The organism is Devosia sp. ZB163 (assembly GCF_028613635.1).
Lineage (GTDB): Bacteria > Pseudomonadota > Alphaproteobacteria > Rhizobiales > Devosiaceae > Devosia_A.
This window is the reverse complement of record NZ_JAQRMY010000004.1, coordinates 122,959-134,088: the sequence shown is the minus strand read 5'-3', so window position 1 is coordinate 134,088 and position 11,130 is coordinate 122,959. Positions and strand designations below refer to the sequence as shown.

Below are 11,130 nucleotides of genomic sequence, written 5' to 3'. Positions count from 1 at the left end.
CGGTATTTCTCCCGACCGCCATGCTGGCTGCTGGGCATCGACCCAGCTGTGGATAGTCGGGTGCAATTGTTGGTGGAAGCGCGAGGGACGCGATACTGCTCAACGGAAGGTTTTGTTTTCCGCCTTGTGACCAGTTTGGGGTCTAGACTTTGGTTAGGTGGCTTACTGGACTTTGGTCAAAACTCGCCTTCAGTGACCGCCCCATCTCGACCCAGTTCCTGGTGGTTGCCGGCGTGGTGCTGTGCGTGACCATGGCGGTGCTCGGCACCTGGGTGAACGAGCAGATCAAGCACTCGGTGCTGGTCACCTCCGGCGCCCAGGCGACCAACTTCATGACTGGCTTCCTCGAGCCCCGGGTCCAGGATCTGCTGAGCGACGGCACCCTGCCCCAGGCGCGGCAGCGCGAGCTCGATGAGCTCTTCATCGACACGCCGCTCGGCAACACTGTCGTTTCGATCAAGATCTGGCGCGAGGACGGGGTGGTCATCTACAGCACCACCAAGGACCTGATCGGCCAGCGCTTCGCCTCCAACGACGTCACCAAGGCCGCGGCCGGCGAGATCGTGGCAGAGTACGAGGATCTGGTCAGCCAGGAGAGCGCGTACGAGCAGACGCTCGATATGGCGCTGATCGAAGTGTACGCGCCGCTCTACCGCACCGGCACCTCGCAGGTGCTGGCCGTCGGCGAGATCTACGAGAATGCCAACGCCCTGGCCGCGGAACTCTCGCAAAGCCGCCTGATCACCTGGGTGGTCGTGGCCTTGACCACCATCTTCATGCTCGCGGTGCTCTACCTCATCGTCCGCCGCGGCGCGGCCACCATCGCGCGGCAGCGCTCCGAGGCGAACCGGTTGGCTTGGCAGAATGCCGAGTTGCGGGTTGTCGCCGACAGAAGCCGGCTGCTGGCCAGCGAAGCCAATGAGCAGTACCTGGGTCGTATCGGCTCGGACATTCACGATGGGCCGATCCAGTTGCTCACCCTGGGCATGCTCCGGTTGACCACCGTCGTGCGGAGCCTCACCAACCGCAAGAAATCCGGCCCACCTCCGGTCGAGCAGATCGAAAGCGCCATCACCATCACGGAAGAAGCCCTCGGGGAACTGCGCAACATCTCCACCGGTCTCAGCCTGCCGGAGGTCGGACAAAGCAGTCTCGAAGAAGCCATTCGCCTCGCCGTCTTCCGGCACGAAGACCTTACCGGCGAGAAGGTGCAGTACAAGCAGTCGGCCTTGCCGGCGAGTGTCAATGAGGCACTCAAGCTCTGCGTCTACCGCATCGTGCAGGAAGGGCTGACGAACGCCACCAAGCACGCGCCCGGAGCGCCCAAGCAGGTATCGGTCTCCACCGTCGACGGGCAGCTGCTGGTGGAAGTGGCCGATCAGGGGCCAGGCATGGCGGCGGCGGAAACCGATAGCGAGGGGCGGCCACGGCTCGGCCTTGCCGGCATGCGCAACCGGGTGGTGGCGCTGAAGGGCACGGTGGAGGTGATTTCGGAGCCGAACCGGGGTACCCGCGTCATTGCCAGGCTGCCGCTCGAGGACATGCCCGTCGACCGCTAGTCGAGGCTGCCCTTCTTCTGCGCCTCCAGCACGACCTCAAGCCGATTGCGGGCGTTCAGCTTGTTCATCAGGCCGCTCATGTAGTATTTCACGGTCTTCTCGCTGAGCAGCATCTCCGACGCGATTTCCCGGTTCGTCCGGGCGTGCAAGAGGTGCTCGACGATCTGCTTCTCGCGAACGCTGAGCTTGACGGCCTTCTCGAAGGGCGAGCCGCGCGCCGACTTGTTGCGGAGTCCGGTGAGTACCTGCCCGGCATATTGCTTGGTGATGAACATCTCCCCGTTCATCACCGCCTCTACCGCCTCCAGCACCTCCTCAACCCGGCCACCCTTGAGGACAAAGCCGGTGGCGCCGGCATCGAGCGCCTTGAGGACCGAATCAAAACTGGAGAACGCCGTGTACACGACGACGTGCGTTCCGGGTTCGCTGTGCGAGATCTGGGTGATCGCCTCGAAGACATTGCCCGGCATGGACAGGTCGAGGAACAGCACGTCGGGCCGATGGCCCGCTACGATCTCCAGCGCAGCGTCTGCCGATGCCCCTTCCGCTACAACCTCGTATCCAGGTTCGAACCTGAACAGAGCAGACATGCCCTTAAGTAGAACCGGATGATCATCAACGAAGGCAACACGTATGGCCGATGTCAACTTGCGACTAAGTCCCAGTGCTTCAACGACGACGCTGAGATAGCAATAGCATAACGAGCCAACGGCGAACAGATGCTCGTTAATGATTGGTTAAATGGTTAACCACACTCACCCCACTCAGCTGCTGCACTGTACGATTACGCACCAAGTACTTTGCCACGGCAACGTCACCGTTAGGCGATCGTGGGTACTCGATCATCGAACTCGCCATCATCGGTCCGGCGACGCCACCCGTTCGGCAGAGTAGGCCGATGAAGTGCGCAACGGAGACCCGTCTGAAGGCGCAGCCTCGGGCTGGGCGTCGCTGCCACCAACAGAGATTCTCGACGTCGCCGGCGCCCGAATGGTCAAGCTCCAGGTTCAGCTCGAGCTGCACGGACAACGCCTGCGCATGCACAGGCGCCGGGGATTCCTTCGAGGCTGCGGCTCAGGCTGCTGGCGCGATGCCGGGCCAGCACCCCGCCAGCGGATGCAGCCAGTGTTAGAGTCTTCCTCTAAGACCTGCTGTCACCCCAAGGCTGTAGCTGTCGCCGGGGTTGCTCAGGCTCGTGCCGACGTTGGCTTCGCCGTAGAGCGACAGCGTGTTGCCGGCCCAGTTGACCGAGGCGCCAAGTCCGACACCGCCCCATGCCGGGTCGGTCCTGCTGGTCAGCGTATCGCCGCCGATGCTGGTCGATGTGCCGTCGAGGAACTCGTAGGTGAGGTTGGCGATGCCGTAGAGGCGGGTGCGACCGGTCTCGCCAGCAGTGTCCTGCCAGTCTGCCTCGCGGTCGACCGAGATGCCCAGTCGGCCGAGCAGGCCGTCGCCGCTCTCGAGGGCCACGGTCGAGCCGAACGATGCGAAGTCGTCGAAATCCACCGCGGAATAGGTCAGCTGTGCCTGGGGTGTCACCGACCAGTGGTCTCCCAGCCCGATCTCCTGCCCGGCCTCGAGGCTGAGCGCATAGCCGAAGCCGGCATTACCGGAGACCAGCGTGACGCCGAGCGTATCGGAGCTCAGCGCACTGTCGAACCAGGTGAGCTTGCCCTGCGCGTCGAGATAGAAGCCCTCGCTGCCGTACCAGGTCAGCGATGTGCCGAGGCCGTATCCCGTGCTGGCGACGCCGCCAAGGCCGGAGGCGGAAGCGATGTCGGCCGCGATGGTGCCGAACTGCGCGTTGACGCCGCCGACGAGCGTTCCGGCCTCGTTCTGGCTGAGCACGCCGTCGAGACCGGCCTGAAACTGCCAGGTGGTCACATCGTAGCTGGCGCCGGTGGTCGAGCTACCGGGAGCGATCGAGAGGTGGCCAACCTCGATGCGACCCCAGATCCCACGGCCCTCGGCATCGCCTGCGGACCATGTGCGATTGCCGATGCGCTGCTGCAGGCTCTCGGTGGTGTTGAAGGCCTGGAGCGCCGCGGCGACGTAGGCCTCAATGACCGGGGCGGCCGGCTGGATCACCGGCTCGTCGTCGATGATGGTGCGCAGGTACCAGTCGCCGTCACCGGTGTCCTGGTAGAGGCCATAGAGATAGGCGCCGCCGATCACCGCCTGCTCACCGTTGTACGTGGTGTCGCCGAGCAGATTGAAGAGACCATCCGAGGTGCCGCCGACATCGATGATCTTGATGCCGGTGGTGGTCACCCCGCCAACGCCACCCCTGTTGGTGACCGTGACGTTCGTTGTTCCAGTGGTGTTGCCGGCCACGACGAAGCGGCCGGTGACGGAACTGTCGTCGCCTAGCGCGGTTTCGATATGCAGGTGGTTTCCGGTGCCGGCGTGATCGCCGTCGATGACCAGCGTGCCGCCGGCGCCAATCCGCGTTGCGCCGGCATAGGTGCTGATATCGGCGAGGGTGAGCGTACCAGTGCCCACGACGCCAAGGCCGCCCACACCACTGAAGCCCTCTGCGTCGATTGCGAAGCCGTTCGTGTCGACGGTCAGGCCGCCGGCAGCTATGACAAGTTCGTTGACTGTCAGCGTCCCGGTGAAGGTTGCGTTGCTGGCAAGCGCGCGAAGGGTGGCGTTGTCGAAGGTGACCTGCGCGGTTCCCGCGCCCTTGATGAAGCCGGTCGTCTCCAGCGTGCTGCCGCCGTTGACGTTGATGGTTCCGACGACGCCAGCGATCAGCCCCAAGCGCACACCGCCTTGGGCACCGACGACACCACCGTTCTCGATGTTGAGTACCCCGGTACCGCTGCCGCCGACGTTCAGCAGACCCCCGATGGTCCACTTCGATCCGGGTCCCTTCACCGTCGCTACGACGTTGGCTCCGGCCCCCGAGCCGACGGATGCAAGGCCCGTGCTGGTGAGTGTGCTGCCGTTCTGAATGGTCAGCGAGCCAGTCGCTCCCCCGAGCAGCAAGCTCCCCGTTGACCCTGTAGCGGGACCATTGATCCCCAGGACGGCTGGTCTTCCATTGGTCATGACGACGTTGGCGCTGGTGGGCGGCACTCCACCTGACCAGTTCGACCCCTCCGTCCAGTCGGTACTGGTGTTGCCGTTCCAGGTCTGGGCCGCTGCCGGCCCGGTGAGGAGGACGATTGCGGCGACGGAGGCTCCGGCCCAGGCCGCCCAGCGGCTCGGCCCTCTTGCGGCCGCAATCACGCGGCCTTCGCCGTGGCACGCCCAGTCGACTGCTCGCCCACAAGGAGCGCTCATAACAATGGTCATATTATCTCTCTAGTTGGCGAGTGGCCTCGCCGATGGTCCGCCCTACTGCATCGCCAAGCTTCGTCGCGATGAATCGCTAAATCTGGACAATGACTTACTCGCAACGATGCTGACGTTAGCTCACGCAGCCTGTCTTGAAAATGATAGCATTGATCACAATTTTGCCGACTTTCGACTAAGCTTGCCGAAAGCTAGCAAGCGCCTCCTCTGGCAGGCGCGCCGCAGCCAGCGCGGCAACAGATCGGCGAGAACGAACGGTTTGGTCTGCCAGCTTCCGGGTAACCTGTTCACGCAGCGCGAGATGCAGGTCGAAACCGCGCCCAACCAGCGCCACCGGCCGCTCTATCAACTCCGACGCCACGAGCCGGGCAACAAGGGACAATCGCGTACCTTCGACGGGGCCGAACACCCGGCCGGATGCGCCGACCGCTTCACCACGGGCGACAAGCTCGCCGACGGTACCGCAGGCAACCCAACGGCTCGTCGTTCCGCCGATATCGAAGCCAAGCCGGACCCGGGTGCCCATAGCGTTCTGCTGCCTAACCCTTGACCGCGCCAGCCGAGAGCCCGGCGACCAGGTAGCGCTGAACCACCAAGAAGAAGGCCAGAGCCGGCAGGGCGAAGATCACTGCCGCGGCCATCATCTGACTCCAGTCGAGGGTGTATTCGCCGCGGAACGAGGTGAGGCCCACCGAGAGTACCCACTGATCCTGCGATGCGATCAGCGTGCGGGCGAGGAAGAACTCATCCCAGCCCGAGATGAACGACATCGCCACGACCACGACGAGACCGGGCAGCGACAGCGGTAGGATCACCCGATAGAAGGCGCCCAGCTGCGAGCAGCCGTCGATCATCGCCTGCTGTTCGATCTCCACAGGGATTTGGTCGAAGAAGCCTTTGAGCAGCCAGATTGCCAGCGGCAGGATGAAGGCTGTGTCGGCGATCGCGAGGCCTACCAGACTGTTGTAAAGCCCGATCTGCTGGAAGATCACAAAGAGCGGCACGACGATCAGCGCGGCCGGCAGGAGCTGCGAGAACAGGATTATTACCGTGAAGACGGAGGTCGTTCGGGTCTTGAAGCGCGACAGGGCGTAGGCTGCATTGATGGCGATGATTGTGGAGAACAGCGAGGTGCTCCCCGCCACGATCAGGGTGTTCAGCAGCCAGCGGCCGATGTCGCGCTCTTCGAAGATGGTCCAGTAAGACTCGAGACTGAACCCGCTCGGGATCAGGTGCGGCGGCCAGGTGAAGATGCTGTCGGTTTCGACCGACGAGACGAACATCCAGTAGTAGGGGAAGAACACGATGGCCGCAAAGACCAGCGTCAGGGCAAACCAGAATGCGTTGAGGATCGACTTCTTGCGTGCCGGGGTCATTTGGCCTGGTTGCTCCGCATGATGCTCCAGAAATAGACGAGGCTGAACGCCAAGAGGATCAGCAGCAGCACGGTGCCGACAGCCGCGGCGTAGCCGACGCGCTGGTACTCAAAGGCGGTGTTGTAGGTGAGAACGGACAGCGTTTCGGTCGAACGGGCTGGGCCGCCGCGGGTCATCGCATAGATCATGGTGACGCGCCGGAACGAGTTGAGGATGAGCAGCAGGATCAGGATGACGTTTACTGACCTGAGGCCGGGAAGCGTCACATGCACGAAGCGCGTCCACGCACCGGCGCCATCCATTTTGGCGGCTTCGTATTGTTCCTCGGGAATGGTCTGAAGACCAGCCAGGATAATCAGCATGGCCAGGGGGAACTGCTGCCAGGCGGTCAGCACAACTAGTGCAGGTAGCGCCAGGTGCGACTGCGACAGCCAGGCCTGCGGTTGCTCGATCACGCCAATCATTACCAACAGGTAGTTGCCGACGCCGAATTGCGGGTCGAGCATCCAGGCGAAGATCAGGACCGCGACGACTTCCGGGATAGCCCATGGCAAGATGAAGATAGTCCGAATGAAGCCGCGGCCCTTGAAGTCGCGGTTCAGCAGCAATGCGAATCCCAGGCCCAAGGCATAGGTGCAGATTACCGAGGCCGCGCCATAGACCGCCGTCACCCTGAGCGAGTTCCAGAAATACTCGTCCTGGAACAGGGCATTGAAGTTGGCGAGACCGATGAACTTGCCCGCGGAATAGTTGAGTATCCGGGTATTGAAGAAGCTCAACGCAACGCCCTGGACGATGGGCCAGATCAGGATCACGGCCAGCAGGATCGCCACCGGCCCGAGCAGCCATATCGGCAGCCAGTTGATGCGTTGCGAGATGGGTCTTGGCATTGGCATTCTTCACATTGGATCCGGAGGGATGTTTCGGGGTGGATTGCACCACCCCGAAACCCAAGGGATGGGTAGCCGCTAGAGCGTCGCCTTCCAGTTTTCCAGCTTGCCCTGCAGGGCATTGAGCCCGTCTTCGACCGTGGTCTTGCCCGAATAGATTTCAGACAGGGCGTCGACCACCATCTGGCGGAACTCTGCTGCCTGAATCAGATAGCCTGGAGGTGCATAGCCGATGCCGCCGGGATACTGGGCGGCAATGTCGGCCATCTTGCCGACCCAGGCGTTCTTGGCGAGGAACTCGGGGCTGGCCTGCACCTTGGTGCCGGGGATCTGCAGCAAATCCTCGAGCCAGCGACGCTGGGCGTCTTCGCTGAGGTACGTCGTGAGCAGCTTGCACGCCGCCTCCGGGTTGGGCGACTTGGCCGGAATGACGTAGAAGGCGCCGCCCGTGATTGCCGCGTGGGTCGGCGTCGGCACCACTTCGAAGTCGATATCGGCCATCATCTCGGGCTTCTGACTCTGCACCTGGGTCATCAGCCAGGGCCCCTCGAACATGATCGCGACCTTGCCGTCGAGGAACAGGTCGCGCGCCTGGATCACGCCGAGGCCAACGGGAGCCAGTTGCTCGTCCATGAAGCGCTTGATCCAGCCAATGGCTTCGATGTTCCTGGGGTCGTTGGCGGTGATCGTGCCATCGGGCTGCGACCAGTCCGAGCCGTAGCCAAGCACCCATTGCATCGAGTTGATGTAGACATGGAGTGGTGCCGCCATGTCGTTGCCGAAGGCGTAGCCGTAGGCGCCGGTCTTCTCCTTGACCGCCTTGGCCGCGGCGTAGAGTTCCTCGACGGTCTTGGGCATCTCGGCGATACCGGCATCGGCCAGGAGCTTCTTGTTCACCACCACTGACCAGGGGCTCATGGTGAGCGGCACGCCATAGGTCTTTCCGTCGACCTGGGCAAAGCTCACCGAAGGCAGTAGGCGGTCACCAAAACCGCCATCGGCGATGCACTGGTCAAGCGGCGCCAGCGTGCCGGCGTCGATCATCGGCGGCAGCATGGAGGTGAAGGCAGTCATCAGATCTGGCACGGCGCCACCGGCGATCTGGGTGGTCACGACCTTCTCGAAGTCGGCAGATGGAATCTGGGTTGGCGTGACCTTGGTGCCTTCGGCTGCCTCGAACTGGGCCGTATTGTTCTTGAACCAGACGCCGACATTGCCCTCTTCCCACATCCAGCTGGGAACGCTCAGCGTCTGTGCTTGCGCCCCGGCGATTGCGAGGCTCAGCGATATGGTCGCTACTGCTGAAAACAGAAGTTGTTTCATCTACCAGTCTCCCTTGCTTCTATGTATTGGGGCCCCCGCCCCTACTTCAGGCCGCGTCCAGAGCGACGCGGAGAATTCCTCCAGCATTCGCCAACCGTGCTTCGGCTTGGGGTAGTCGAACCCCGGCAACAGCACGAAAATGGCGAGCTTGGTGTTGTGGTTGGCACCGACAACAGCCTCGGTTCCACCTGGCTCACCTCCTGCCCAGTTGCCCTAGACGGACAGTTGCACCGGCTGACCGAGGCGAGCCGCCTCGATCAGGGCGCTGATAATCCTGGTATTGGCGAGGCCATCCTCGCCCGTCGCCAGCACGGGCTTGTCGTGCAGCACTGCCTCGACAAAGTGCACCACGGCGTCGAGCACAAAGCCTGTCAAATGCGGCCCGAACGGCGGCACCAGCATGTCAGGGAACGAGCCCTTCTCGGTGGTATAGAGTTCCATGGTGCGATTGTGCGATCCGTCGATGTTGATGGCACCCTTGCTGCCGAGGAACTCGAGCTTGAGGTCCTTCACCGTGTTGTAGGTGCGCGGCAGTATCCAGGCGTGTTCGAAGACGGCGACGGTGCCCTTTGCATACTCCACCGTGGCGACATGGAAGTCGGGCGCGTTGACACCCAGTTCTGTGAGAACGCCATCACGCGAAACGACGTAGGCGCGCACCGGCTTGTCATCGAGAATCCAGCCGACGACATCGATCATGTGGCTACCCAGGAACCACAGGGCCGACGAGTTGCTCGACCACTTCAGCATGTCCTGCGGCACAGTCACGGTGTTGCTCAAGCGAGCGTAGACGTAGGACGGCTTCCCAATGTCGCCGCGCGCCAGGGCGTCGCGAGCCGCCACCATCGGCGGGTTGGCCCGATTGTGGAAATCGACCATCAGCTTGACGCCGGCCTTGCGGGCGGCAGCGATCATCGCCTCGGCATCCTCGATGGTAGTGGCCAGAGGCTTTTCCACCAGGATGTGTTTGCCGGCTTCGACCGCGGCGATGGTGGCGGCACGATGGGCGTGGTCCGGTGTGGCGATCGAGACCGCCACTACGTCGGGATCGGCGAGCACCTCGTTGAGATCGGTGGTGTACTTGCCGGCACAATAAGTCTCGGCGATGCGCTTGGCGCGAGACTCGTCGAGATCACAGACATACTTGAAGTCCACCAACGGATGGCGGCTGTAAGCCTGCGCGTGCCTCTCACCGAACAACCCGGCGCCAACCAGGGCAAAACCGTTCTTCATACTTTCCTCGTTTCGACAGTTGGCGGCACTTTTGGGCCGCCGGGTACTTCACTTCCCGATCTCGATATGATACCGGTATTATATTGCGGTATCAGAGATTGGGCGAACAGGTGCAGCCAAAGGGATCGATGTCGGGAAGCCCATCGTCTCACTCCAACTCGCGCGGAACTGCGCGAGTTGCCCACGATTGTTGGATTTACCAGGAAATTTCATCCACCCCACCCGGCGCTGCGAATTCCGTGCTATCCGCGGAGGGTCTGGCGACCTCGTGCCTTGCCATCCCCCCTAACGGCCCGATTGTGGTATGATACATGTCCTACAAAACTCGTCAATAGAGCGTCATGGATAAGACTGGTACTCTTGTTGGTCTGCTGCTGGAGCGGATCGAAAGCGGTGAATACCCTGCGGGGGAAGCCGTGCCCTCGGAGCGTCAGCTGGGGGAGGAACTCGGGCTGTCGCGGACAACGATCCGCCGAGCCATCGACGACCTGGTGCAGCAGGGAAGGTTGCAGCGCCAGCCGGGCCGCGGCACTTTCGTCGCCAGCGGCATCGCCCCGGCCGAGGCAGCGGCCGGGGCACAGCGCATCGTGTCGGTGATCATTCCGACCTTCTCGAACCCCTACTACGGCGAGATGGTCAACGGCATCGAGAAGGAAGCGCGGCGTTACGACCTGCGCGTCATGGTGGGGCAATCTGACTACTCGACCGCCAGCGAGAGCTCGCAGCTCAGCCAGTCGGCCGCTGATCGCGCCGTATGCGGGGCACTTGTCGTCCCCGACTCGGTCGAGCAGCCTTCAGCCGGCGTGCGGCAGTTCCTCGGGACTGGCAAGCCGCTGGTCTATATCGGACGGTGGCCAAAAACCGTGGCCTGCGATGGAGTCTGTGTCGACTATCGGATGGCCGCTCAGCAGGCAGTCGAGCACCTGATCGGACTGGGGCACGAGCGGATCGCCTATGTCGAAGGGCTGCCGCACCTGCCGGGATTCTCACCTTACGATGGCTATGCCGACGTGCTGCGAGATCGCAAGCTCGCCATCAAGTCGGAACTGGTGCGCTCCTACGATCTGCCATCGGAAGTGGCGGGCCAGCGCTCCGTTGCCGATCTGGTCTCGAGCGGGGCGAAGTTCACCGCGATCTTTGCCCGCAACGACGTGACCGCAATGGGGGTCATCCAGGGCTTGCGCGAGGCCGGCCTGCGCGTGCCACAAGACGTCTCGGTGGTCTCAATCGCCAACAGCCTGTGGTCGCGCTCGCTCGACCCGCCGCTGACCAGCGTCAATCCGCACCCGGCAGCCGTCGGTCAGCTGGCCATGCGCATGCTGAACGATCGACTGGATGGCGTCTATACCGGGCCGGCGATCCGCACAGCGGTGACGCCCGACCTGATCATTCGGGCGTCCACTGCTGAAGCTCCCTAGCTGGTACGGCGGAACTGCCGGTCAGGGCTAA

Annotated in this window: 9 protein-coding genes; 3 read left to right on the top strand and 6 right to left on the bottom strand. The window is 62.9% G+C overall.

What is annotated here, in order from left to right; all coding sequences use genetic code 11:
• The first annotated feature begins 149 nt into the window (after positions 1–149).
• Entirely contained in the window at positions 150–1,559 is a 1,410-nt protein-coding gene (locus PRN20_RS18885) for a sensor histidine kinase (RefSeq protein ID WP_273959189.1), read from the top strand.
• On the opposite strand, the gene PRN20_RS18880 is transcribed toward PRN20_RS18885, so the two are convergent.
• Both PRN20_RS18880 and PRN20_RS18875 read right to left on the bottom strand, forming a co-directional pair.
• A complete protein-coding gene (locus PRN20_RS18880) occupies positions 1,556–2,206 on the bottom strand; it encodes a response regulator (protein ID WP_273959188.1) in 651 nt (216 codons plus the stop codon). The two genes, PRN20_RS18885 and PRN20_RS18880, sit on opposite strands and share 4 nt — an antisense overlap.
• A 481-nt stretch (positions 2,207–2,687) precedes the next feature.
• Positions 2,688–4,859, bottom strand: coding sequence for an autotransporter family protein (locus tag PRN20_RS18875; protein WP_273959187.1), 2,172 nt, complete (start codon positions 4,857–4,859; stop codon positions 2,688–2,690).
• Positions 4,860–4,872: 13 nt separating this feature from the next.
• Here PRN20_RS18875 and PRN20_RS18870 point away from each other — a divergent pair, with 13 nt between their 5' ends.
• Positions 4,873–5,409, top strand: coding sequence for a hypothetical protein (locus tag PRN20_RS18870; RefSeq protein ID WP_273959186.1), 537 nt, complete (start codon positions 4,873–4,875; stop codon positions 5,407–5,409).
• Here PRN20_RS18870 and PRN20_RS18865 read toward each other — a convergent pair.
• From PRN20_RS18865 to PRN20_RS18850, 4 genes are all read right to left on the bottom strand, one after another.
• Positions 5,399–6,235, bottom strand: coding sequence for a carbohydrate ABC transporter permease (locus PRN20_RS18865; protein WP_273959185.1), 837 nt, complete (start codon positions 6,233–6,235; stop codon positions 5,399–5,401). The genes PRN20_RS18870 and PRN20_RS18865 overlap by 11 nt on opposite strands.
• A complete protein-coding gene (locus tag PRN20_RS18860; protein WP_273959184.1) occupies positions 6,232–7,125 on the bottom strand; it encodes a carbohydrate ABC transporter permease in 894 nt (297 codons plus the stop codon). Before PRN20_RS18860 ends, PRN20_RS18865 begins: the two co-directional genes overlap by 4 nt.
• A gap of 78 nt (positions 7,126–7,203) precedes the next feature.
• The gene (locus tag PRN20_RS18855; RefSeq protein ID WP_273959183.1) at positions 7,204–8,448 is read right to left on the bottom strand and encodes an ABC transporter substrate-binding protein; all 1,245 of its coding nucleotides are present in this window, start codon (positions 8,446–8,448) and stop codon (positions 7,204–7,206) included.
• Positions 8,449–8,661: 213 nt separating this feature from the next.
• On the bottom strand, positions 8,662–9,681 hold the full coding sequence (locus tag PRN20_RS18850; RefSeq protein ID WP_273959182.1) for a Gfo/Idh/MocA family protein: 1,020 nt from the start codon (positions 9,679–9,681) through the stop codon (positions 8,662–8,664).
• A gap of 341 nt (positions 9,682–10,022) precedes the next feature.
• Here PRN20_RS18850 and PRN20_RS18845 point away from each other — a divergent pair, with 341 nt between their 5' ends.
• The gene (locus tag PRN20_RS18845) at positions 10,023–11,099 is read left to right on the top strand and encodes a GntR family transcriptional regulator (RefSeq protein ID WP_273959181.1); all 1,077 of its coding nucleotides are present in this window, start codon (positions 10,023–10,025) and stop codon (positions 11,097–11,099) included.
• The last annotated feature ends 31 nt before the right edge of the window (positions 11,100–11,130 follow it).

Excerpts from the sequence above, each read along its gene's own strand:
- PRN20_RS18875 (WP_273959187.1), bottom strand. The coding sequence starts at position 4,859 with ATGACCATTGTTATGAGCGCTCCTTGTGGGCGAGCAGTCGACTGGGCG.
- PRN20_RS18860 (WP_273959184.1), bottom strand. The coding sequence starts at position 7,125 with ATGCCAAGACCCATCTCGCAACGCATCAACTGGCTGCCGATATGGCTG.
- PRN20_RS18850 (WP_273959182.1), bottom strand. The coding sequence starts at position 9,681 with ATGAAGAACGGTTTTGCCCTGGTTGGCGCCGGGTTGTTCGGTGAGAGG.
- PRN20_RS18845 (WP_273959181.1), top strand. The coding sequence starts at position 10,023 with ATGGATAAGACTGGTACTCTTGTTGGTCTGCTGCTGGAGCGGATCGAA.
- PRN20_RS18855 (WP_273959183.1), bottom strand. The coding sequence starts at position 8,448 with ATGAAACAACTTCTGTTTTCAGCAGTAGCGACCATATCGCTGAGCCTC.
- PRN20_RS18865 (WP_273959185.1), bottom strand. The coding sequence starts at position 6,235 with ATGACCCCGGCACGCAAGAAGTCGATCCTCAACGCATTCTGGTTTGCC.